Source organism: Aeromicrobium alkaliterrae (genome assembly GCF_039529015.1).
Lineage (GTDB): Bacteria > Actinomycetota > Actinomycetes > Propionibacteriales > Nocardioidaceae > Aeromicrobium > Aeromicrobium alkaliterrae.
This window is the reverse complement of the sequence record NZ_BAAAME010000005.1, coordinates 167,718-190,396: the sequence shown is the minus strand read 5'-3', so window position 1 is coordinate 190,396 and position 22,679 is coordinate 167,718. Positions and strand designations below refer to the sequence as shown.

The window sequence follows — 22,679 nt, the reverse complement described above, 5'->3', positions numbered from 1 at the left end:
GCGTCGAGCGCATGAAGTTTCGTGCGCTCGACGCGGGATTCCGACGGTCTCGTGGGAAACCGCGCGGGGTTACCAGCTCGCGTGGAGGGGGCGGCCCTCGTCGTAGCCGGCGGAGGACTGCAGGCCCACGACGGCGCGGTCGGCGAACTCGGGCAGCGAGCGGGCGCCCGCGTAGGTGAAGCTCGAGCGGACGCCGGCCGTGATCTGGTCGACGAGGTCCTCGACGCCCGGGTTCTCCGGGTCGAGGAACATGCGCGAGGTCGAGATGCCCTCCTCGAACAGCGCCATGCGGGCCTTCTCGAAGCCCGCCGCGTCGCGGGTGCGGTTCGCGACGGCGCGCGAGGAGGCCATGCCGAAGGACTCCTTGTACGGCCGCCCGTCCGGCCCGAACTTCAGGTCGCCCGGGCTCTCGTGCGTGCCCGCGAACCACGAGCCGATCATGACGCTCGCGGCGCCGCCGGCCAGGGCGAGCGCGACGTCGCGCGGGTACCGCACGCCGCCGTCGGCCCACACGTGCGCGCCGACCGAGCGGGCGGCCGCCGCGCACTCGAGCACCGCCGAGAACTGGGGCCGGCCGACGCCGGTCATCATGCGGGTCGTGCACATCGCGCCCGGGCCCACGCCGACCTTCACGATGTCGGCGCCGGCCTCGACGAGCTCGAGCGTGCCGTCCGCCGAGACGATGTTGCCCGCGGCGATGGGGATGCGACGACCCGAGCGGGTCTCGAACGCGTCGCGCTCCTCGCGGACGACCGGCAGGGCGTCGGCCATCTTGACCTGGTGGCCGTGCGCGGTGTCGACCACGATCACGTCGATGCCCGACTCGAGCAGCGCCCGCGCCTTCGCGCGCACGTCGCCGTTGATGCCGACGGCCGCGCCGATCACGAGGTGCCCGTCGGGGTCGGTGGCCGGGGTGTAGATGCTGGAGCGCAGCGCGCCCTTGCGGGTCACGACACCGACCAGCGAGTCGCCGTCGAGCACGGGGGCGAGCGGGCGGTGCTGGCTCGCGAGCGCCTCGAAGTACGCACGTGGCTCGAGCCCGGCGTCGAGCGTGAACATGTCGGTGTCCATGACCTCGTGCACCTGCGCGAAGCGGTCGACCTCGGCGCCGTCGCGCTCGGTGACCACGCCGAGCGGCTTGCCGTCGTCGACCACGACGGCGGCCCCGTGCGCGCGCTTCGGGATCAGGCTCAGCGCCTCGCCGACCGTCATCGACGACGGCACCGTGACGGGCGTGTCGTAGATCGTGTGCGCGGCCTTGACCCGGCGCACCGTCGAGGCGACCACGTCGATCGGGATGTCCTGCGGGATGATCGCGATGCCGCCGCGGCGCGCGATCGTCTCGGCCATGCGGCGTCCGGAGATCGCCGTCATGTTGGACACGACGAGCGGCAGCGTCGTGCCCGTGCCGTCGGCCGTGGCCAGGTCGACGTCGAAGCGGCTGACGACGTCGGAGCGTCGCGGCACCATGAAGACGTCGTTGTAGGTCAGGTCGTGCGAGGGCTGCAGGCCGTTGAGGAACTCCACCCGCTCAGTCTAGGTCCGGGGGTGACGCAGACCTCGCTCCACAGCCGCCGGGAGGTCGTCCGAAGGCCACCGGGAGGCCGGTCCCGGATGTTAGAGTCCGGACGCCGACTGCGGCCCCCGGCCGTGACGACTCGACGAGGAAAAGGTGCCGCGCCCCATGCCTGAGATCGCGTTCGGGGTGCTGGCGCACCAGGACCCCGAGATGACCAGGCGGCTCGCCGCCGCGCTGGCCGGACACCCCGTCGTGCTGCACGTCGACGCGACGACCGACATCACGCCCTTCCGCGACATCCCGGGCGTGCGCCTGGTCGAGGACCGGGTCGACGTCCGCTGGGGCGGGTTCTCCGAGGTCGAGGCCGTCCTGCGGGTCTACCGCGACTGCCTCGAGGAGCTGGGTGACGCGCCGGGCTCCAGCATCGCGCTGCTCTCGGGTGCCGACTTCCCGGTGCGACCGCTCGAGGAGTTCTTCGCCTACGCCGAGTCCGTGCCGTGGTCCGAGCACGTGCGCGCCATCCCGGTCCTCGACGGCACCCCGTACATGGAGAACAAGGTCCGGCGCCGGCACTTCTACGACGCCGCCCCGGTCGGCGGCTCGGGCTTCTCGGCCAAGCGCCGCGGCGCGACCCGTCGCGGCCTGTCGACGCTGCTGCCGCGCGTGAAGCCGTCGGCCTTCGAGCCGCTCGTGCCCGTGTGGGGCAGCACGTGGACGATGCTGAGCCGCGACTGCCTGCTCGACATCCTCCCGCAGGCGCACGACCCGAAGGTCCAGGCGCTGTTCCGCCGCACGCAGACCCCGCTCGAGATGTACTTCGCGACCCTCGTGCACTCGCACCCGACGTGGTCGACCCGCACCGAGTTCGGCGTGGAGCCGCGCGACGGCAAGTGGCCGAGCGAGTTCCCGAACTTCTCGTACATCCACCCGACGCTGGGCGTGTGGCTCGACGGCAGCTACGCCGAGGAGATCGTCGAGTCCGGCGGGTACTTCGCCCGCAAGATCCGCTCGTCCGACCTCGACGAGGTGCTGGCGGCCGTCGAGCAGGTCCGCGCGGTCTCGCCCGGGCCGTCCGCACCGCGAGCCCAGCAGGCCTGACGCCGGTGTCCTCCCACCGCCGCGTCGTCCGAGTCCTCGGACCGCTGCCCCCGCCGGTGCACGGCGCCTCGGCGGTCACCGACCGCATGGTGGGTGCGCTGCGCGAGCGCCAGGAGATCGACGTCGTCACGGTCGACATCGGCGACGGTGCCGGACTCCCGCGGCGTCTTCTCGCGCTGCTCGGCGGGCTGCTGCGGTTCGTCCCGCGCCTCGTCCTGCGACGTCGCGACGCCGTCTACCTGGGCGGGGCGGGCGGCGAGCTGCTCTGGTACCAGGCGATGGTCGTGCTGCTCGCGCGTCTGGCGGGGCACCGCACGGTGTTCCACCACCACAACTCGAGCTACCTGACCCGGCACCTGCGCGCGATGGCCGCGATCGTCCGGTTCGGCGGTCCGGGCCTCGAGCACGTCGTCCTCTCGCCCGACATGGGTCGTCGCCTGCAGGCCCGGTACGCCGGAGCCCGCACGGTGCACGTGTGCTCGAACGCGGGCCTCATGACCGAGGCCGCACCCACGGGGCGTGCGCCGGTGGCGGCCGAGGGCCCGGTCGTGCTCGGCCACCTCAGCAACCTGACCCGCGAGAAGGGCGTCCACACGGCGATCGACACCCTGCGCCGCCTGCTGGACGCGGGCGTCGACGCCCGGCTCGTCCTCGCCGGCCCCTGCGTCGGCGACGACGTCGAGGCGCTCGTGACGGCGGCGGTCGCCGAGCTCGGGGGGCGCCTGGAGTGGCTCGGCCGGCTGGACGCCCCGCAGGTCGAGGCGTTCTACCGCTCGATCGACCTGTTCGTCTTCCCCAGCACCTACGTCAACGAGGCGGAGCCGCTCGTCGTGCTGGACGCCCTGCGCCACGGGGTCCCGGCCGTCGCCCACCCCGTCGGCTGCCTCGGCGACGTGCTGCCGGTCGACCACGTCGTGCCGGTCGACGCCGACCTCGCGCAGGTCGTGCTCGACCTGGTGCGCGGCGGAGGACTCGAGCCCAGCGCGTCGGCCGCGGCCCGCTTCGACGAGCGACGCACGGCCGCGATCACCGCGCGGCGCGAGCTGGTCGACCGGCTCGCCGGCTGACGCTCAGCCGCACGGCCCCTCAGCCGCGGAGGGCGGCCAGGCGCCAGGTCAGCTGCTCCTCGAGGTTCGCCGCCCACCCGGCCGACGTGAGCCGCCCGCCCAGGTTGCGGCTGACGAGCGACATCGCCTCGAGCCGCTCCGGCGAGGCCTGCGAGAGGCGGGCCATCGCCGCGGCCAGGGCCGCCGCGTCGCCGCTCGCGACGGTCCAGCCGTTCTGGCCGTCCTGGACGAAGAACGGTGCCGCACCCACCTGGTAGGTCGTGACGAGCGGCAGACCGCTCAGCGCCGCCTCGTGCAGGGCCACGCCGTACGGGTCGATGCGGGACGGGAACACGAAGGCCGAGCTGGTCCGCATGAGCTCAGCGACGTCGGCGGGCTGCTGGAAGCCGAGCAGGCGGACGCCGTCGATCCCGGCGAAGTCGTCGGCCATCGGGCCGAGCCCGGCGATCGTGAGGTCCCACGGGTCGTCGGTCCCGGCGCGGTAGCGGCGGTAGGCGTCCGCCAGCACGTCGGCGCCCTTGTGGTGCACGAGGCGCTGGCACGCGAGGAACGTGCGCCGGCCGGCGATCTCGGCACCCGTGCGGGGATCGGACCCGAACAGGCTCGTGTCGGCCGTGAGCGACCCGCGGATCACGTCACCCTCGCCGAAGCCCAGGCGGTGCGCGAAGAACTCGGTGCGGTCGCTCGGCACCATGACGGCGTCGAAGATCGACTGGACCCACCACGGGGCCACGGCGCGACCGACCCACTGCTTCGGCACGTTGCGCCACACGTTGTCCATCCAGAGGACCCGCAGGGTGCCGGCCGGCACGGCCTTGATCGCCTCGCGGTACGGCGCGTAGTGCCACGAGTGCATCAGCACCGCGTCGGGCGCGAACGCCGTGACCGCCGCGGCGACCTCGCCGTCGGCCGGGGCGCCGTGCCACAGGTGCACCTGGGCGTACTCGGTCAGGCCAAGGCCGTCGTAGGCCGTGTCGGCCGTCTGGCTCTCGGTGACGATCAGCAGCTCGACGCCGCGCGCCGCGAGCTCACGGCACGCAGCGTCGTTGAAGCCGGCCCAGCCGGTGGCGAGGATCGCGACGCGCATCGGTCAGGTCAGCGCGTGGCCTCGACGGCCATCTGCGCGCCGCCCTCGGCCGCGCGCAGGTCCAGGCCCGCGAGCCCCGGGTGGTCGCTCTCGTTGAGCTCGTGACGCTTGACCTGGGTGAACCCGGCGCGCTCGAGCTCGAGCTTGAGCGTGTCGAAGTCGTAGACGTAGCCGAGGTGGTGCTCGAACGACGCGATCGGGATGCGGACCCAGTCGAGCGGGTGCTCGACGGTCAGGCCCGACTCCTCGTAGACGGCCGCCTCCGGGTCGCCCTTGGGGGCGACGCCGGCCAGGTAGCGGTCGACGTGGGCGCGCAGGTCGGGCGTCACGAAGCGGATCGCGCCGCCGGGCTGCAGGGTCCGGTACGCCTCGGCGAACAGCGTGCGGGCCGGGACGAGCGGGATGTGCTCGATGACGTTGTCGGAGTAGATCAGCTCGACCGCGCCGTCCTCGATGGGCCACGGGGCCGTGGCGTCGAGGTAGTGCTTGGTGAAGGGGCCGACGTTCGTGACGAACCAGCCGGCTCGGGGGGCGTTGCCGCCGATCTCGAGCTTGAGCGGACGCGGATGCGACTCGAGCTCACGCAGCGCCCGGCGACGGGCGATCGGGGTGTTGGCGGCCAGGACGACGGGGCGGGCGACCGGCTTGACGAAGGCGCGCAGGCGGGGGTTCACGCGTGAACCCTAACCGGCCGCGACGGCCGACGTCATGACTTCCCACCGGGGGTGCGCAGGAACACGCCGTCGGCCTGCAGCACGGCACCGCCCGGGTCGCTGAAGCCCTGGTCCAGGCCGACCAGCGAGAAGCCGTGGTCGTAGCAGAACGCGATGGCCTCGTCGGCCAGCATCCCGCCCTCGTAGAGCTCGACGAAGGACAGCTCGAGCTGGAGGCCGACGAGCCGGTCGAGCGTGCCGGCGGCCCCGGTCAGCACCGCCCGCTCGAAGCCCTGGGTGTCGATCTTGAGGAACGGGCGGTCGTCCGAGCCGAGCAGCTCCGGGGCGAGGTCGTCGAGCCGCGCGACCTCGATGGTCTCGGTGCCGACGTAGTCGATGTCGGGACTGGCGTCGCGGTGCTGGTCGGCCATCGGCAGCAGCGAGCTGCTGTCGCTGTTCGAGGCGACGTTGATCGTCTGGGGCCCGGACGTGTCGCCGAGGGCGACGTTGCGCGTGGTCCAGGTCGAGTCGCCCGCCGCGGCCTGCGCCAGGCCGGCGTGCGCGGCGGCCAGGGGCTCGAACGAGACGATGCGGCCGGTGTACCCGAACTCGCGCAGCTCGGTCGCGTACCCGCCGCGGGCCGCGCCCACGTCGAGCACGAGGTCGACCCGGTGCGAGGCCAGCAGGCGCTGGCGGCGGGTCGCGGGATGGCGCCGGACCACGAAGCCACGCTTCGCGAGCGATGAGATGACGAGCGAGTTGAGCGAGGCCACGGCGGCAGCCTAGCGCCCGTGAGCGGTCGGATCTCGCGTACGCTGTCGCCCGATTCACCGAGCCGTCGGGAGCGTTCATGAAGTCTGCGTCGATCACGACGCTCGTCGTCGACCCCGACTACGCGGGGCACCACATGCAGTCGGTGTCGTGGGTCACGCAGGAGGCCGTGCGGTGGGGTCCTGTCGTGCTGCTCACGGGTCGCGGCGCGGCCGACGACCCGGCCTTCCGCGAGTACCTGGGCGACGACGTCGCTGCCGGGCGCGTCGAGGTGCACGAGGTCTTCGACACCAACAACCCACCCACGACCGAGCTCGTCGAGCAGGTCGTCACCCGGGCCCGCGCGACCGACCCGTCGACGCCGGTGGGTCTGGTGCTCCACATGGACGGCGACCAGGCGCTCAAGCGGTGGTGGCTCGTCGCGCGCGGCCCGCTGCGCACGCTCGCCGTGCGTCCGCGCGTGCACTTCATGCTGACCCGGTACCCGGCGCGGGTGCCGCTCGGCGACCTGACGGGCTGGAAGCTCAAGATCCCCAAGGCGATCCTCTCGGTCGCGGGGCGACTGACCGGCACGCTGCACCGCGTCGTCGGCTACGTCGGTCGCGACGACACGGCGCGCGGATGGATCGTCAAGCGCGTGCAGGACCCGGAGTTCTGCGCCGCCCACTCCCGCGACCGCGACCAGTGGCGCGCCGAGTACGGCCTGCCCGCCGACCGTCGGATCGCCGGGATCTTCGGCGTGATCTACGAGCGCAAGAACGCCCCGATGCTGCTCGAGGCGCTCGAGCAGGCCGGGGTCGACGCCGACCTGCTGCTCGCCGGCAAGCTCTCCGACGGCGTGCGGGACTGGGTCGAGGCGCTGCCTCCGGCGAGCCGTGAGCGCGTCATCGTGCGCGACGAGTACCTGACCAACGAGGTGCTGGACCGGCTCGTCGCGGCGGTCGACGTCGTGCCGCTGGCGCTGACCAACAACGGCCCGAGCGGCATCATGGGCAAGGCCGAGGCGGCGGGCGTCGCGGTCGTGACCGCCGGCTCGAAGGTGCGTGCCCGCGAGGTCCGGTTCACCGGCGGCGGCGTCGCGTGCGACCTGACGGTCCCCGCGCTCGGCGAGGCCATGCGTGCGGTGCTGGCCGGCGAGGTCGAGATCCGCACGGGCCGCAACGAGCAGTGGGCCGCGGTCGAGGAGTACTGCCGCCGCCTGCTCGACGTCCGCGCCGACGGCGTGCCCCACCCCGCGGCCGCGCTCGCGGCTCGACAGGACTGACCCGTGGGCCAGAAGCTCGCCGGTCTCTTCGTCATCGGCGCCGGCTTCATCATCCAGGGGCTCGTCACGATCAGTGGCATCGTCTCGGCGCGGCTGCTCGGCGTCGAGGGTCGCGGTGAGGTCGCGCTCGTGATCGCCCTCGGCGGCATGGCGACGCAGCTGACCCTGGGTGGCAGCCTGGCGAACTCCGTCGCCGTCAGCCTGGCCGACCGCGGCGTCCGCGCCCGCGACGGGCTCCGGCACCTCGTGCCGACCTGGGTCGGTCTCGGCGTCGCCGGGTCCGTCCCGTTCGGCGTGCTCTTCATCTTCCTGCACGGCGACCCGGGCGCCACCTACGTCTGGTGGCTCGGGTTCATGGTCGTGATGATGGCGCTGCAGGGCATGGGCTTCCGCCTCGTGACCAACGCGCTGCTCGGCGAGAGCGCCCCGATGAACCGCGTCGCGGTGGCGACGCTGCTGCCCCAGGCGCTGTCGACCACGACCCTGGTCATCCTGTTCGTCGCGGTGCGCGAGTCCACCGCACTGGTCGTGACGGTCGTCATGGCCACCTCGTTGGCCATCGGCCTGATCGTCTCCGTCCTGCTCCTGCGGCCGGCGCGGCTCCCGAAGGACGACGAGACCGACCGCGTCGAGGGCCGCAAGCTGTGGCGCATGACCCGGTCGACCTACGTCAGCAGCATCGGCCCGATCGACGGGCTCTCGCTCGACCGGGCCCTGATCGGCGCGATGCTCGGCACCGCCGCGCTCGGCCTGTACGCGGCGGCGATCGCGCTGGCCGCGCTGACCTCGACCCTCGCCTCGGGCATGGCGGCCGTGCTGCTGCCCCGCATCGCCGGTGCGCAGCGCGACCCGGCCGCCGAGCACCGGCTCGTCGTGCGCTGGCTGGGGGCCACGGCCCTGATGCTGGCGGTCGTCGGCCTGCTCGTCGCCGCGATCGCCAAGCCCGTCATCGAGATAGCCTTCGGCCAGGAGTTCGCCGCCGCGGTGCCGATCGCGTACTGGCTCATCGCGGCCTCCGCCCTGCTCGGGTACCGGCGGATCCTCATCGCGGTCCTGCAGGGACGTCAGCGCGGCGGCTCGGCGTCGTGGATCGAGCTCGCGCTCACGCCCGTCGTCGTCCTCGGGATCGTGGTCGCCGCGCGGATGGGCGAGCCGGTCGGAGCCGGCATCGCGATGTTCGCGGTCGCGGTCTGTGCGGTGCTCGCGCTCGGGGTCGCGGTCGTCCGGACGGCGCCCTCGCGGCGTGTCGGACGCCACGCACGAGGTGTGCCCATCGCCGCCGCGCGCGACGACGACTGACCTACGATGTGGCGCATGACGGTGACCCCCACGCCCGACACGTACACGTTCGCCCACCTCGTCTCGTCGGACATGGAACGCTTCACCGGATCGATGGATCCGTGGTGGAAGGCCTTCCACCGCGGCTTCCAGCGGCCGGGGCTCTGGGCCTCGCTGTTCATCCGGTCACAGCAGCGGCTGACCGAGCGCGGACACCGCCAGGTCGGCGGGATGCTGCGCGGCATCGGGATCGTGCTGCTCGGCATCGACATCTCCGCGGGCGCCCGCTTCGGGCCCGGCCTGATGATCGAGCACCCGGGCGGCGTCACGATCGGCCCGCTGGTCGTCGTCGGCTCCGGTGTCACGATCCACCAGGGCGTCGACGTCGGCGTGAAGGACCCGCGGGCCCGGGGCGACATGCCGTATCCCGTGATCGGCGACGACGTCGTGCTCGGGTCGCGGTCGGCCGTCTACGGCGCCGTGACGGTCGGCGACGGGGCGCTCGTCGGCGCCTACAGCGTGGTCTTCAAGGACGTCCCTCCGGGCGCGACGGTCGCCGGGATCCCGGCCAAGGTCCTCAAGCGCTGATCCTCCTGCGGACCCGGGCCGCCCTGGCACGGGCGCCGCTGCGCTCCAACTGCGCCTGACCCGATGCGCACGTAGTGTCGATGGCGTGAGCAACCGCCGGCTGCCCGTGTCCGCCGATGCCGTCTGCCCGTCCTGTGGGGCCAGGGGAGTGCGCCGCATCGGTGCGATCCCGCAGTCCTCGGAGTTCGCCGGTCGGCTCCTGGACGAGCCCTTCGCGCCGACCGACCTGTGCCGCTGTCAGGAGTGCCTGCTGGCCTTCCGGTGGCCCCTCATGGACAAGGCCGAGCTCGACGCGCTGTACCGCGCGGGGACGACCGAGAACTGGTCGCCCGCCTCGGCCGGTCCGCGTCCCGACTGGGACCTGGCGGCCGCCTGGGTCGCGGAGTCGAACCCCCGGGCCGACGTCCTGGACGTGGGCTGCTTCGACGGCGGCTTCGCCGAGCGCCTGCCGACGGGCCTGCGCCCGTTCGGGGTCGAGATCCACCGCGAGGCGGCCCGGCACGCCGCAGAGCACCACGGCGTGGAGATGGTGGCCGACGACTTCGCCGACCTCGGGAACCTGGAGCGGACCTTCGACGCCGTCGTCGCGTTCGACCTGATCGAGCACGTCCACGACCCGCGCGAGCTCGTCGCCTCCCTCATCGAGGCGACTGCGCCGGGTGGCTCGGTCATCGTCGGCACGGGCAACGTCGACGCACCGACGTGGCGGTTCGAGCGGGGTCGCTACTGGTACTGCTGGTACCCCGAGCACATCGCGTTCATCAGTCCGCGGTGGGCGCACCGCGCCGCCGCCTCCCTGGGCCTGGAGGTCGTGCGCATCCAGAAGTTCGCCCGCAACCCCGTGCGCCGCCGCGTCCTGGTGGAGGCCGCGCACAACCTGGCCTTCCTCCTGCTGCCGCAGTCGCTGCTGCGGCGCCTGCGCCGCTCCCCGTCGGACAACCCGCCGATCTGGGCCTCCTCGCGGGACCACGTCCTGGTCGAGTTCCGGAGGCCCTCGTGACGACCCCGGTGCCCCTGCGCGTCCTGGTCAAGGGCGCGTCCACGGTCAACTTCACCTCGTGGATGGGCGGTCCGCGCACCGACTTCACCTTCCCGCGCGTCATCGAGGAGCAGCTCCTCGCCGCCGGCGTGGCGTGCGAGGTGCGTCAGGTGACGATGGCGGCCGAGCGGGCCAAGACCCTCCTGCCGAGCTGGCAGCGCGAGGTGCTCGACTTCTCGCCGGACGTCATCGTCCTGGTCTACGGGCACGCCGAGACGATCCACCTGTTCGCCCCGCGGGTGCTGGAGCGGCACGTCAACAGCCTCAAGGCACGTCCCGGTCGGGTCCGTCAGGCGTACCGCCGGCTCTTCCTGCGGCCGGCCTGGAAGCTCTTGGTGCGCCTCCAGGCGGCTGTCGACGCCCGCCTCGGACACCGGTTCCGTCGGCGCATGCCCCGGAAGGTGGCGGCGGAGGTCGAGGCCTACGTCCGCCAGGTGCAGACGGCGGCGAGCCCCCTGGTGTTCTGCTTCGAGATCCTCCCGCCGGCGTCGAAGGCAGCCGACTGGTTCCCCGGCATGACCGCGCGCGTGCACGCCGTCAACGACGCGATGCGCGCGATGGTGGCCCGCGTCGACCGCGAGACCGTCCGCTACTTCGACGTCACGCCGGTCGTCACCGCAGCGGTCGGGAGCGACGCCGTCGCGGCCACGCCGGACGGCTTCCACTACTCGCCGGCGATCCACCGGGCCGTCGGTGAGTCGCTGGCGACCGAGATCCTCGTCTGGGCCGAGACCCAGCCCCACCTCGGCCCCGCGCGCGACTGAGGCCGCTCAGACCCTGACGGGCGACTCGGCGCGGACCAGCCAGTCCTGGACCACGGCGGTCACCTTCGTGCCGACGTGCCGGTGGAACTCGGGGGTGTAGTGGCCACCGTCCGAGCACGGCTCCTCGCCCCGCGCACGCCACTGCTCGGCGTCGTCCCACACCTCGACGAAGCGGACGTCGGGGTCGTCCAGGCGCGCGACGAGCTCGCGCAGGGCGCCGTTCATGGCGTCGAGGCGTCCCTCGAGGCCCGGGAACCAGGGCTTCCACACGTCGGCGGGGGCCGTGAGGCCCATGACCACGACGAGCGGGCGCCGGAACCGGCTCACGTGGCGGACGTACCGCTCGAGGAGTGCGGTCACGCGGCGCGGCCGGTGACGGAAGGCGGACAGCGGCAGCAGGTGGTCGATCTGCTGCTGGCCGTTGACCAGGATCTTCCACACCGGGCGCACGAACCAGCGGCGGTACCGCTCCCGGACCGGCCCGGGCCGGTCGTGCATGTTGCGCGCGTGTCGCTCGACCCAGCGCGGGATCACCGCATGGATGCACTCCATGTGGCCGTAGTGCAGCACGATCACGTCCGGCGTGAGGTTGGAGACCTCGCGCTCCCACGTGCGCAGGATGGGGGCGGTCCGATCGGCCGAGAGGGCGTCGATCGTGACCTCGGTCGCCTGACCGGCGGCGAGCAGCTGCTCCTCGACGACCCGCGCGTAGATCAGGTCGGTGCGCTTCGGCGTCCGCGTCGACGTCCAGGTCACGGTGGAGGCGCCCTTGACGAGGACCCGCAGGGGAACGGGCAGCGGGGGGAGGGACACCGGCGGACCTGCTCTCGGTCGAGGGATGACGAGTCGGCTCAGTATTCCGCACCCGACCGCGGTCGCGCAGGAGCTCCGCCAGACGGCACTACGATGCGGCCATGGCCCCTGCGGACGACCTGACCTTCGGCGAGCTCGTCGCCTCCGACCTCGTGCGCTACACCGGGCGGACGGGTCCGTGGTGGACCGCGATCCCGCGCGGCCTGGGCCGGCCCGGGCTGTGGGCGACGCTCGTGGTCCGCGCCCAGCAGCGTCTGCACGCCCGCGGGAGCCGCCGGGCCGCCGAGATGCTGCGCGGCCTCGGACTGTGGTGGGTCGGCATCGACGTCGCCGCCGGCGCCCGGATCGGGCCCGGCGTCTGGTTCGAGCACCCCGTCGGCATCGTGATCGGCAACGGCGTCGTGATCGGCGCGGGCGTCACGGTCGCGCAGGGCGTGACCCTCGGCGTGCGGCACTCCGACGTCGCGGCACCGGACGACTTCCCGACGATCGGCGACGGCGCGATCCTCGGCGCCCGCTCGACCGTGCTCGGCGGCGTCACGGTCGGGGCGGGTGCGGTCGTGGGTGCGCACACGCTGGTGCTGCACGACGTCGCGCCGGGCACGACGGTCGTCGGGCGCACGAGCGCGCCGCACGCCTGACGGTCCGACGCGCGCCGCGCGGGTGACGGTTTCGTGACGATCGGGGCGTCACGCGGACAGGCGCCGCTCGTTCTTGACACCATGCCTCCTGTGCAGACCTTCGATCCCGAGTCGCCCGGCGACGTGCCCGTCGCGCTCGTGACCGGCGTCGCCGGTCAGGACGGCATGTTCGTCTCCCGGCTCCTGCTGCAGCGCGGCTGGCGGGTCGTCGGCACGATCCGGCCCGGCTCGCGCAGCGTCGACCGGATGCGGCCGTACCTCGCCGGGGTCGAGGTCGTCGAGCACGACCAGCGCGACGTCGAGGGCTTCGCGGCGATCCTGCGCCGGTTCCGTCCCCGCTCGATCTACAACCTCGCCGGCTTCAGCGCGGTGCAGGCGAGCTGGAAGGCCGCGACCGAGGTCATGCTGACCAACAGCGTCGCGGTCGTCGAGATGCTCGAGGAGGTCGTCCGCTTCCGCGACGAGGCCGGCTTCGCGCCGCGCTTCGTGCAGGCCTCCAGCGCCGAGATGTTCGGCCCGGAGACCTACGGGATGCTGACCGAGGGCGTCGCCCACGACCCCCGCACGCCGTACGCGGTCTCCAAGAGCGCCGCCCACTACGCCGTCAACGCCTACCGCGACCGGCACGAGGTGTTCGGCTGCGGCGTCATCATGTTCAACCACGAGAGCCCCTTCCGTGGTCGCCAGTTCATCGCCGGACGGATCGCGCGCCTGGCGGCGGAGGTCGCGCAGGGCCTGCCGACCCGGCTGACCCTGGGCGCGCTCGACGTCGAGCGCGACTGGGGTGCCGCGAGCGACGTCGCCGCGGCCCTCGTGGCGGCCCTCGACCACGACACCCCGTCCGACTACGTCGTCGCGACGGGGGAGAGCCACACGCTGCGCGACATGCTGCGCGTCGCCTTCGCGGCGGTGGGGCGCGACGACGCGCTCGACCACGTCGACCTGCAGCCCGCGATGTGGAGCACGATCCAGGCCTCGAGCCTGCTGGGCGACTCGACCCGGGCCCGCGAGCGGCTCGACTGGCACCCGCTCGTCGACTTCGAGACCCTCGTCAAGGGCATGGTCGAGACCGATCTGCGCCGTCTCGGGACGGGCGTGGAGGAGTCGGCCGACTACCTGTGAGGCGCGGGGCTGTGACGGGTCCCACGAAGTGTGCGTGTCGCCACCGAAACCGTCCGGCGGCGATATAGTTCGAACCGGCGTCCGGGCCCTCGTGACGCCTGTCTCGCGGCTGTGGGCCGCGACCGATCTGTGAGGTGTGGGGACATGGCGAGAGGCACGCAGCTGGTCGCGCGTCGAGTGCGACAGACCGTGGGGAGCTTCTCCAACGGCGTGGGTGTGCTGAGCGCGATCGCTCGTCACGCGGTCACGGGTCGTCCGGCCGAGATCGAGTACAAGATCAAGGGCGGCGTCAACGTCGTCATCCCCAACGAGCCGGGCGCACGCGTCCCGGTCTACGAGATCCTGGTCGAGGACGAGTACCGTCTCGACTGGCTCACCGAGGGCCTGCGTCCCGACGCGAACGTGCTGGACATCGGCGCCCACGTCGGCTGCTTCTCCGTCGCCGCCGCGCACCGCCTGCCGCAGGCGCGGGTCGACTCCTACGAGGCGTCCCCGACCACCTCGGGCTACCTGACCCGCAACATCGAGCTCAACGGCCAGACCGACCGGGTCCACGGCAACAACCTCGCGGTGCGCGCCGAGGCCGGCACGCTCGAGATCGCCGACTACGGCGCGGCCAGCGGCCACAACGGCGTGCTCCACCTCGACGAGGCCGACGTCCCGCGGGTCACCGTCCCCGCCGTGTCGATGCGCGAGGCGCTGACCGTGAGCGGTCGCTCCGCCGACGTCGTCAAGATCGACACCGAGGGCGGCGAGTACGACATGGTGCTCGGCTCGGACCCGGCCGACTGGTCCGGCGTCAGCAAGGTCGTGCTCGAGTACCACAACCTCCCGGGTCACTCGTGGGACGAGCTCGAGGAGTTCTTCGGCCGCGCGGGCCTGACGGTCGCCGACCGCAAGCCCTACGCCGACGGCCTCGGCCTGGCCTGGCTCTCGCGCGAGGCCTCGGCCGGCCCCGCCGCCCGCTGACGACCCGGATCCGTCCGCCGTCGTGAGCAAGCTCCCGCCGCGGCTGCAGCCGCTGTGGCCCTACGCCAAGCGGGCGCACCGCTTCCTGACGTTCGCTGTCGGCGTCGCCGCGCGCGTCCTGCGACCCCTCCTGGGTGAGCGGGGCGTCCCGCGCGGCGCCGTCGCGACGGTCGAGGGCTGGGCGGCGATCCCGGCCGCGGGTGTCACGGTGCACGGGCTGGCCCCCGCGGTGCCCCTCGACCGGGTGCCTCCGCTCGGCGAGCCTGCCGGGCACTGGGTCTTCGCGCGGGCCGACCGCGAGGTCCAGCCGCCGTCGTTCTGCCTCGAGATCCCCGGCGGCACGGTCGTCGGCGACACCGGTGCGGTCGTCAGCCGCACAGGTCTGCTCGACGCGGCCACCAGCCCGTACTTCGGCACGCCGACCTGGCGCGAGCACCCGCTGTACCTGAAGGGTCGTCTGCCCGAGGTGCGTCACGTCGAGGGCGACGTCGTCGTGCTGGCCACGCGGGGCAGCGCGAACTACTACCACTTCCTGACCGACGTCCTGCCGCGCCTGGGCGTGTACGCCGACGCGGTGCCGGACGCCGACCCCGCGCCGACCATCCTCGTGCCGCAGTCGCGCGGGTGGCAGCGCACGCTGCTCGAGATCGCGGGCTACGGCGACCTGCCCCGCATCGACGACGCCCCCGACCTGGCGGTGCGGGCCGATCGGCTGTTCGTGCCCTCGATCCCCAACGTGGTCGAGAACGCGCCCCGCTCGATGGTCGAGTGGGTCCGCGAGCACCTGCGCCCGTCGGCCGGTGCCGACCCGCGGCCGCGACGCCTCTACGTCACGCGCGGCACCCAGCCGAACAGCCGGCGCATCGTCCGCGAGGACGAGCTCTGGGCCCGGCTCGAGGAGCGCGGCTTCGAGAAGGTCGAGCCCGGCTCGCTCTCGCCGCAGGAGCAGATCGACGTGTTCTCGGCCGCCGAGATGATCGTCGGGCCGCACGGCGCCGCCCTGACGAACGTGCTGTTCGCGCCCGCCGGGGTGACGGTGCTCGAGATCTTCACGGCTCCGTACGTCAACCAGTGCTACTGGTCGATCTCGCGGTCGATACCGGACGCGCACTACGAGTACCTGATCGACGGCGACACGAGCCGCTACGGTCCGGGCTCGCCGATGAACGCGATCCTGGCCGACATCGAGATCGACCCGGCCCGCGTCGTCGCGACGGTCGACCGCCTCCTGCGCGAGCGCCTCGACGCCTGACCCGGGGTGCAGGTCAGCGCAGGTCGAACAGGAGCGTCTCGGCGGGCGGCGGCGCGCTGGGCTCGTCGGTCTTCAGCACCGTGGCGCGCAGGCAGCGCGTCCGGTGACGCAGTCGCAGGTGGCCGGTGTGCGGCGTGACCTCGCTGAAGGCGTCCTTGACTCGCGCGAGCGTGGCCTCGGAGACCGGCTGCCGGCCGATCTCGCTGGCGAGCCGCAGCAGCCCGGCGAGGTCGAGGGTCTGCCACTGCGCCAGGTCGGTGGACTCGATCTCGCCGAACAGGCCCGTGCCGCCGAGGCTGTCGATCGCGGGCCGCTCGGCGTGGCCGGGCTCCCCGACGATCTCGCGCAGACGCCGGACCCAGGGCAGCGAGTCGTCGTGCGAGCGCTCGATCGTCGACACGACGCCGCCGGGTCGGAGCACGCGGGCGATGTCGGCCAGCGCCGTGGGCGCCTCGCTGAGGTGTGGCGCGACGACGGCGTCGAAGGAGCTCTCGGCGAACGGGAGCCGGTCACCTGAGGCGCGGACGTACAGGACGTCACGGTGGCGGCGGCTGCGCACGTCGTCGCCGGCCACGACGACCTCGTGACCCTGGTCGGCCAGGTGGTACGCGATCGTGCCGTCGCCCAGGTGCAGGACGCACGCGAGACGGTCGCCGGCCAGCCACTTGGCCATGCGCGCTGACGCGTCGTCGTGGTCGACCACACGTCGTCCGGAGCCGCGAACCTCACCCACCCTCCGGACGGTACAGGCCCCGCCGCCGCCCACGGGTACGCTGCGGGGCGTGTCCGGCCCCGAGTCTTCCCCCGCCGATCCGTTCGGTTCCGCTGCCGCCCTCGAGGGCCTGCCCTCGTTGTACGCCGGCACGCGGGACGGCATCGACACGATCCTGCGCGATCGCGGCCTGCGTCGCACCACGCCGGAGGACACCGCGACCTCGCTGCTCGGGGGTGCCGCGGCCAGCGCGACCCTGGAGGGCTCGCCCGTCACGGCCGACGAGCTCGCCGGCGGCGAGGGCGACCCCACCGCACGCGGTGCGCTGCGACTGTCGAGCGAGCTCCTCGGGCTCGTGCCGACGTGGAGCCGCTCACCCGTCCAGGCGCTCGCGCGCATGCACGCCGTCGCGACCGCGGGCGTCAGCCCCGACGCCGGCCGCCCGGTGAATCCCGCCGGCGTCGCCCGGCTGGGCAACCTGACGCAGGTCCTCGGACGCCCCACGGCGGCCCCCGGCCTCGTCGTCGCCGCGCTGGTGCACGCCGAGATCGTCACGGCCGGAGCGTTCGGCTCCCACAACGGCGTGGTCGCCCGGGCCGCGGAGCGCCTCGTGCTGGTCGTCACGGGTGTCGACCCGGCCTCGGTGACGGTGCCGGAGGCCGGCCACGCGGCCGAGCCCGACGGCTACCGCGCCGCCCTGGCCGCCTACGGCCGCGCGACCTCGGCGGGCACCCAGCAGTGGCTGCAGTACGCGGCCCAGGCCTTCAGCCGCGGCGCCGAGGCCTCCCCGGTCGCCCGCGGCCTCCGCTGACCCCACCCCGGGCGGTGAGCTAGGGACGTGTCCCCGGGACGGGCGGTGAGCTAGCGACGTGTCGAGGCCTCGGACACGTCCCAGGCTCACCGCTGGCCGGCGGGACACGTCCCAGGCTCACCGCCCGACCGGGTGGGGACGTACGACGCCCGCCCCCGGAGGTCCGGAGGCGGGCGTCGTGACGTGGTGCTGGTTCAGGCGCTCACGCGGGGCGCCAGGTTGTCGTAGATCCAGCCGTAGGTCTTCTCGAGACCGTCACGCAGCGAGATCGACGGCTCCCAGCCGTAGATGCGGTGGAACATCGTGTTGTCGCTGTTGCGACCGCGCACGCCCTGGGGCGCGTCGAGCTTGTAGGTGCGGTCGAGCTTGATGCCCGCGATGTCCTCGAGGATGTCGACCATCTGGTTGATCGTCACGAGCTCGGACGAGCCGAGGTTGACCGGCTCGACGTTCTCGCCGGCCAGGATCTCCTGCGAGCCACGCACGCAGTCGTCGATGTACATGAAGCTGCGGCTCTGCTCGCCGTCGCCCCAGATCTCGATCGAGTGGTCGCCCGTGAGCTTGGCCCAGGCCAGCTTGCGCGACAGCGCGGCGGGCGCCTTCTCGCGACCGCCCTCGAACGTGCCCTCAGGCCCGTAGACGTTGTGGTAGCGGGCGACGCGCGTCTCCAGGCCGAAGTCCTCGCGGAAGTGGCGCGCCATGCGCTCGCTGAACAGCTTCTCCCAGCCGTAGCCGTCCTCGGGGTCACCCGGGTAGGCGTCCTCCTCCTTGAGGGCGGTGACGTTGGGGTCGGTCTGCTTGTCCCCGGCGTACACGCAGGCGGAGCTGCTGTAGAAGAAGCGCTTCGTGCCGGCGGCGCGGGCGGCCACGAGCATGTTGGTGCTGGTCAGGACCGAGAGCATGCACTCGGCCTTGTTGTTCTCGATGAAGCCCATTCCGCCCATGTCGGCGGCGAGGTTGTAGATCTCCTCGCTGCCCTCGGCGAAGGTGTGGGCGGCGCGGGCGTCCGAGCAGTCGCCGACGACGTTCTCGGCGGCGTCGTGGACCTGGTACCACTCGTCCTGCGGCTTGACGTCGACCGCGCGCACTGACTTGCCCTGCCCGAGCAGGTCGGCGACGAGGTGCCCGCCGATGAATCCACCGGCTCCGGTGACGACGATGGTCATGAGAGATGAGGACCTTCCGATGAGGGGTGGAGGAACAGCGCGAGTCTAGGTCAATCGATCGCGTCGTGAGGGCACGTCGGCGTGATCTGTGACGCGGCCGTCGGGTCCGACGGTATTGACGGGCCGCCTCGCATACACTCGTCCCTGCCTGACCGGCTCGGCGGGACGACGAAGGGTGTACTGGTGGATCTGCGGCAGTTCCTCACCGCATTGCGGACGCGTTGGCGCTTCAGCCTCCTGACCTTCGTGGCCGGCACCATCGCCACGATCGCGATTGTGTTCACGATGACCCCGCAGTACGGCTCCAGCGTCAAGATGTTCGTCTCGACCCCGACCGGCGGTCAGGCCGAGTACGGCGCGGCCTTCATCGTGACCCAGCGCGTCGCGTCCTACGCCGACCTGGCGAAGGATCCGTCGCTGCTGCAGGACGTCATCGACGAGCTCGGCCTCGACATGACCTTCGAGGAGCTCAGCGGCAAGATCTCGGCCGAGGTCGTCACGTCGACCCAGACGATCCAGATCAACGTCAAGGCCGACACCCCCGAGCTCGCGCAGCAGATCGCGGAGGAGGAGGCGACCCAGCTCGTCGCCCTCGTCCAGCGCCTCGAGAAGCCGGCCGCCGGGAACGAGGCCGCGGCCATCACCGCTCGTGTCGCTGCGGACCCGAGCTTCAGCGACGATCCCGTCGCGCCCAACGTGCCGCTCAGCATCGGTCTGGGCGTCCTGGTGAGCCTGTTCCTCGCGATCGCCGGCGCCCTGCTGCGCCACCTGCTCGACCGCACCGTCAAGTCGCGCGACGACATCGAGAAGCTGACCGGCACCCCGGCCCTCGCGACGCTGCCGTTCGAGCCGCAGGTCAAGAAGAACCCCGTCGCGAGCGACACCGACGTGTCGCTGGCCGAGGCCTTCCGCGTGCTGCGCACCAACCTGCAGTTCGCGAGCCTGGACGAGTCGGTCCGCTCGATCCTCGTCTCGAGCGCCGTCCCGAACGAGGGCAAGACCCTCGTCGCGACCAACCTCGCGCTCTCGATGGTGCAGGTCGGCAAGTCGGTCCTGCTGATCGACGCCGACATGCGCAACCCGAACGTCGCGACCCGCCTGGGTCTGGAGAACTCGGTCGGCGTCGTCTCGGTCCTCCTGGGCCGCACGACGCTCGAGGGCGCGATCCAGCCGCACTCCAACGGCATCAGCTTCCTGGGCACGGGCCCGAAGCCGCCGAACCCGGCCGAGCTCCTCGGCACCCAGGCGATGCGCCAGCTCCTGCGGGACGCCTCGCAGCAGTTCGACCTCGTCATCATCGACGCCCCGCCGATGCTGCCCGTGGCCGACGCCTCGATCCTGGTGACCGAGGTCGACGGCGCGCTGCTGCTGACGCGCTACGGCAGCACGACGCGCGAGCAGCTGCGTCTCGCGATCACGCGGCTCGAGGGTGTCGGTGGCCGCCTGATCGGCACGGTGCTCAACCGCACGCCGCGTCGCTCCGGCGACACGTACGGCTACGGCTACGGGTACGGCTACGGCTACGGGCCCGACGCCGAGAACCAGAAGGCTGACCGGAAGGCGGCTCGCGCCCTGGCCAAGGAGGCTCGGCGCGAGAGCGGGGGCCGCCGCGCCTCGCGCTGAGGTCCTCGACCATGTGGGCTCGCGACGACACCGTGCGGCAGACGCTCCGGCGCTGGGGTGCCTGGCTGCTGCCGTCCGTCGTCATGGTGGTCTGCCTGCTGGCCCTGATCCCGCTCGCGACGGGGTCGCTGATCGGCGGCCTCGCGGCGATCGCGCTGATCGTCGGGGTGACCTCGATCGGCGTCGTCGGCTTCGAGGGCACCGCGATCGGCGCGCTCGTGCTGGGCGTCGCGCTCTCGCCGATGGACAACTTGCGTCCGGTCGGTGCGATCTCCTTCGTGTCGCTGGCGGACGTGTTCCTGCTCGTCGGGATCGGCTGCCTGCTGCCGATCGTCTTCAGCAAGCGGTGGACGCTCGACCCGTTCTTCATGGTCGCGGTCGCGGGCCTGACCGGCACGGCCCTGATCTCCTCGGCCCTGGCCGACGAGCCCGGCGCGAGCCTCAACAGCGTGCTGCGTCTCGTGGTCGGCGCGATGCTCCTGCCGCTGGCCTTCATGATCTGGCGACCGGGCCCCACGATCCTGCTGCTGTTCGCGTGGTCCTACCTGCTCGGCAACGTCGCGAACTTCGCGGCCTCGTTCACGCAGGGCGTGGGTGACGGCGGCCGTCGCATCGGCTTCTCGACGCACCCCAACATCATGGGCCTGTGCGCGATGCTCGCGGTCGGCATCGCGATCGTGCTGTGGGAGGTGCTGCCGCGCCGCTATGGGGTCTACGCCCTGATGTGCGGCGTGCTGTGCCTCGGCAGCGTGTGGGTCAGCGGCAGCCGAGCGGCGCTCGTCGCGGCGGCCGCGATGGTCGCGCTGTACCCCGTCATCAGCCGCTCGATCGTCACGGCGGTGGCCCTGTTCGGGGCCTCGCTCCCGGTGATCTTCATCGCGGCCCGCACGATCCTGTCCGGCGAGAACGTCTCGGACAACGCCTTCGGTCGCCTGCTCGGCGGCGGCTCGGCCCAGGGCTCCGACCTGGAGCGCGAGATGATCGCCGAGGTCGCGCGCGGCCAGTTCCACGACCACCCGATCCTCGGCGTCGGCCTGGCCGACGTGCTCGCGGCCCACAACATCTACCTGCAGATCGCCGCAGCGATCGGCATCATCGGCCTGACGTTCTTCGTCGCGATGCTGGGCTCGGTGCTGCTGCGCTGCTTCTCGATCGACCGGCGGTTCATGCTGCTCGTGCTGCCCTGCTTCGGCTACGTCATGATCGGCGCGCTGACGACGATCATCTGGGACCGGTACGTGTGGTGCGTGCTCGCGCTGCCCTTCCTGCTGCCGCTGCGCCGCGAGACCGAGGACGAGGCGGAGCAGGCTCAGGAGGCCGCCGACGGTGCCGACCGTGCCGACGCCCGGCACGAGGCGGCAGCCCTGCGGGCACAAGGGGACGGCGCCACCGCTGCTCCGTCTGGGAGGCGATGACGCCGTCGGGGTCCAGCTCATCGGCTACCAAGCGTGCTCATCGTCGTCATCGTCGTCTCGGTCCGCGACCGTGAGGTCCGCAGATTGCCGTGAGCGACTGCCCTGTGGGACGGGTGATCGGCGCGTGGGTACCAATTCTTGCTGGGCCGGCTGTGAAGTTCTCTGGGCTCCACAGTGCCTCATGTGATGTGAGTCACACAACCCCTGCGGGCGGTTTTCTTCCAGTCAGCCGGTGGTGCGGGTGCGGCGGCCCGCCACGTACAGCGCGGCNNCCCCCGCCCGCCGCGGCGATGATCTTGCCCGTGGGGGTCTCCAGGCTGAGCGGCGAGGTCAGGGCGACGGGCCGGCGGAACTCCAGGACCGGCCAGTCGTTCTCCTCGGACGCGCGGCGCAGCGCCTTGTCCGGGTTGACCGCGAACGGGTGGCCCACGGCCTCGAGCATCGGGACGTCGGTCGCGGAGTCGGAGTACGCGAAGCTCGCGGCCAGGTCGTAGCCGCGCTCGGCGGCGAGCTCGACCATCGCCTCGGCCTTGTGCGGCCCGTAGGCGTACCGGTCGATCTCGCCGGTGTACCGGCCGTCCTCGACCACGAGGGTCGTGGCCACCACCACGTCCGCGCCGAGCAGGGCGCCGATCGGCTCGACGACCTCCGAGCCGGACGCCGACACGATGACGATGTCGCGACCGGCCGCGCGGTGCTCGGCGATCAGGGCCACGGCCTCGTCGTAGACCAGCGGCTCGATGATCGAGTGCAGCGTCTCGGCGACCGCCTGGCGCACCGTCGCGACCTCCCAGCCGGTGACCATCTGGGTCAGGTAGGCGCGCATCTTCTCGAGCTGGTCGTGGTCGGCCCCGCTCACGGCGAACATGAACTGCGCGTAGGCGCTGCGCAGGACCGTGCGCCGGTTCAGCAGGCCCTCGGCGAAGAACGGGCGGCTGAACGCGAGCGTGCTCGACTTGGCGATGATCGTCTTGTCGAGGTCGAAGAAGGCTGCTCCGCGGCCGTCGACCGGGTGGTCCATGGCCTC

Annotated in this window: 22 protein-coding genes; 14 read left to right on the top strand and 8 right to left on the bottom strand. The window is 72.5% G+C overall.

Annotated elements, in window-relative coordinates:
* Window positions 1–69: 69 nt before the first annotated feature.
* Complete coding sequence (locus ABD127_RS14965) at window positions 70–1,527, bottom strand: GuaB1 family IMP dehydrogenase-related protein (RefSeq protein ID WP_344202958.1); 1,458 nt, start codon at window positions 1,525–1,527, stop codon at window positions 70–72.
* Window positions 1,528–1,684: 157 nt separating this feature from the next.
* Here ABD127_RS14965 and ABD127_RS14960 point away from each other — a divergent pair, with 157 nt between their 5' ends.
* Window positions 1,685–2,617 carry a beta-1,6-N-acetylglucosaminyltransferase gene (locus tag ABD127_RS14960; RefSeq protein ID WP_344202957.1) on the top strand — a complete coding sequence of 311 codons (933 nt, stop codon included), beginning with the start codon at window positions 1,685–1,687 and terminating at the stop codon, window positions 2,615–2,617.
* 5 nt (window positions 2,618–2,622) lie between these two features.
* Complete coding sequence (locus tag ABD127_RS14955; protein ID WP_344202955.1) at window positions 2,623–3,684, top strand: glycosyltransferase family 4 protein; 1,062 nt, start codon at window positions 2,623–2,625, stop codon at window positions 3,682–3,684.
* A 19-nt stretch (window positions 3,685–3,703) separates the two neighbouring features.
* On the opposite strand, the gene ABD127_RS14950 is transcribed toward ABD127_RS14955, so the two are convergent.
* The 3 genes from ABD127_RS14950 to ABD127_RS14940 are packed head-to-tail and all read right to left on the bottom strand — an operon-like array spanning window position 3,704 to window position 6,197.
* A complete protein-coding gene (locus ABD127_RS14950; protein WP_344202953.1) occupies window positions 3,704–4,771 on the bottom strand; it encodes a glycosyltransferase family 4 protein in 1,068 nt (355 codons plus the stop codon).
* An 8-nt stretch (window positions 4,772–4,779) separates the two neighbouring features.
* Window positions 4,780–5,445, bottom strand: coding sequence for a class I SAM-dependent methyltransferase (locus tag ABD127_RS14945; RefSeq protein WP_344202952.1), 666 nt, complete (start codon window positions 5,443–5,445; stop codon window positions 4,780–4,782).
* Window positions 5,446–5,477: 32 nt separating this feature from the next.
* Window positions 5,478–6,197: an FkbM family methyltransferase gene (locus ABD127_RS14940; protein ID WP_344202950.1), complete on the bottom strand. Its 720-nt coding sequence runs from the start codon at window positions 6,195–6,197 to the stop codon at window positions 5,478–5,480.
* Window positions 6,198–6,274: 77 nt separating this feature from the next.
* Between ABD127_RS14940 and ABD127_RS14935 the strand changes: the two genes are divergently transcribed.
* The 5 genes from ABD127_RS14935 to ABD127_RS14915 all read left to right on the top strand — a co-directional run bounded on the left by ABD127_RS14935 (window position 6,275) and on the right by ABD127_RS14915 (window position 11,128).
* Window positions 6,275–7,459 (top strand): glycosyltransferase family protein, encoded by a 1,185-nt coding sequence (locus tag ABD127_RS14935; RefSeq protein ID WP_344202948.1) that lies wholly within the window; start codon window positions 6,275–6,277, stop codon window positions 7,457–7,459.
* 3 nt (window positions 7,460–7,462) lie between these two features.
* On the top strand, window positions 7,463–8,758 hold the full coding sequence (locus ABD127_RS14930) for a lipopolysaccharide biosynthesis protein (RefSeq protein ID WP_344202947.1): 1,296 nt from the start codon (window positions 7,463–7,465) through the stop codon (window positions 8,756–8,758).
* 15 nt (window positions 8,759–8,773) lie between these two features.
* The gene (locus ABD127_RS14925) at window positions 8,774–9,325 is read left to right on the top strand and encodes a serine O-acetyltransferase (protein WP_344202946.1); all 552 of its coding nucleotides are present in this window, start codon (window positions 8,774–8,776) and stop codon (window positions 9,323–9,325) included.
* A gap of 85 nt (window positions 9,326–9,410) precedes the next feature.
* Window positions 9,411–10,325: a class I SAM-dependent methyltransferase gene (locus ABD127_RS14920; RefSeq protein WP_344202945.1), complete on the top strand. Its 915-nt coding sequence runs from the start codon at window positions 9,411–9,413 to the stop codon at window positions 10,323–10,325.
* Window positions 10,322–11,128, top strand: a complete 807-nt coding sequence (locus tag ABD127_RS14915; protein WP_344202943.1) for an SGNH/GDSL hydrolase family protein — start codon at window positions 10,322–10,324, stop codon at window positions 11,126–11,128. Before ABD127_RS14920 ends, ABD127_RS14915 begins: the two co-directional genes overlap by 4 nt.
* 6 nt (window positions 11,129–11,134) lie before the next feature.
* Here the strand turns inward: ABD127_RS14915 and ABD127_RS14910 are convergent, their stop codons facing one another.
* Window positions 11,135–11,941 carry a GDSL-type esterase/lipase family protein gene (locus ABD127_RS14910; protein ID WP_344202941.1) on the bottom strand — a complete coding sequence of 269 codons (807 nt, stop codon included), beginning with the start codon at window positions 11,939–11,941 and terminating at the stop codon, window positions 11,135–11,137.
* A 101-nt stretch (window positions 11,942–12,042) separates the two neighbouring features.
* Between ABD127_RS14910 and ABD127_RS14905 the strand changes: the two genes are divergently transcribed.
* From ABD127_RS14905 to ABD127_RS14890, 4 genes are all read left to right on the top strand, one after another.
* Entirely contained in the window at window positions 12,043–12,582 is a 540-nt protein-coding gene (locus ABD127_RS14905) for a serine O-acetyltransferase (RefSeq protein ID WP_344202939.1), read from the top strand.
* A gap of 90 nt (window positions 12,583–12,672) precedes the next feature.
* Window positions 12,673–13,704 carry a GDP-mannose 4,6-dehydratase gene (locus tag ABD127_RS14900; RefSeq protein WP_344202938.1) on the top strand — a complete coding sequence of 344 codons (1,032 nt, stop codon included), beginning with the start codon at window positions 12,673–12,675 and terminating at the stop codon, window positions 13,702–13,704.
* Window positions 13,705–13,848: 144 nt separating this feature from the next.
* Window positions 13,849–14,673, top strand: coding sequence for an FkbM family methyltransferase (locus tag ABD127_RS14895; RefSeq protein ID WP_344202936.1), 825 nt, complete (start codon window positions 13,849–13,851; stop codon window positions 14,671–14,673).
* A 22-nt stretch (window positions 14,674–14,695) separates the two neighbouring features.
* Window positions 14,696–15,925 (top strand): glycosyltransferase family 61 protein, encoded by a 1,230-nt coding sequence (locus ABD127_RS14890; protein WP_344202934.1) that lies wholly within the window; start codon window positions 14,696–14,698, stop codon window positions 15,923–15,925.
* 13 nt (window positions 15,926–15,938) lie between these two features.
* Here ABD127_RS14890 and ABD127_RS14885 read toward each other — a convergent pair whose 3' ends face one another.
* Window positions 15,939–16,658 (bottom strand): class I SAM-dependent methyltransferase, encoded by a 720-nt coding sequence (locus ABD127_RS14885; protein ID WP_344202932.1) that lies wholly within the window; start codon window positions 16,656–16,658, stop codon window positions 15,939–15,941.
* Between the two features lie 49 nt (window positions 16,659–16,707).
* Here ABD127_RS14885 and ABD127_RS14880 point away from each other — a divergent pair, with 49 nt between their 5' ends.
* Window positions 16,708–17,448 (top strand): Fic family protein, encoded by a 741-nt coding sequence (locus ABD127_RS14880; protein WP_344202931.1) that lies wholly within the window; start codon window positions 16,708–16,710, stop codon window positions 17,446–17,448.
* Between the two features lie 194 nt (window positions 17,449–17,642).
* Here the strand turns inward: ABD127_RS14880 and ABD127_RS14875 are convergent, their stop codons facing one another.
* A complete protein-coding gene (locus ABD127_RS14875) occupies window positions 17,643–18,614 on the bottom strand; it encodes an NAD-dependent epimerase/dehydratase family protein (protein WP_344202929.1) in 972 nt (323 codons plus the stop codon).
* Between the two features lie 183 nt (window positions 18,615–18,797).
* Here ABD127_RS14875 and ABD127_RS14870 point away from each other — a divergent pair, with 183 nt between their 5' ends.
* Both ABD127_RS14870 and ABD127_RS14865 read left to right on the top strand, forming a co-directional pair.
* Window positions 18,798–20,237: a tyrosine-protein kinase domain-containing protein gene (locus ABD127_RS14870; RefSeq protein WP_344202927.1), complete on the top strand. Its 1,440-nt coding sequence runs from the start codon at window positions 18,798–18,800 to the stop codon at window positions 20,235–20,237.
* Between the two features lie 11 nt (window positions 20,238–20,248).
* Window positions 20,249–21,652, top strand: coding sequence for an O-antigen ligase family protein (locus tag ABD127_RS14865; RefSeq protein ID WP_344202926.1), 1,404 nt, complete (start codon window positions 20,249–20,251; stop codon window positions 21,650–21,652).
* A gap of 193 nt (window positions 21,653–21,845) precedes the next feature.
* On the opposite strand, the gene ABD127_RS14860 is transcribed toward ABD127_RS14865, so the two are convergent.
* Window positions 21,846–22,673 carry an HAD family hydrolase gene (locus tag ABD127_RS14860; protein ID WP_344202925.1) on the bottom strand — a complete coding sequence of 276 codons (828 nt, stop codon included), beginning with the start codon at window positions 22,671–22,673 and terminating at the stop codon, window positions 21,846–21,848.
* Between the last annotated feature and the right edge of the window lie 6 nt (window positions 22,674–22,679).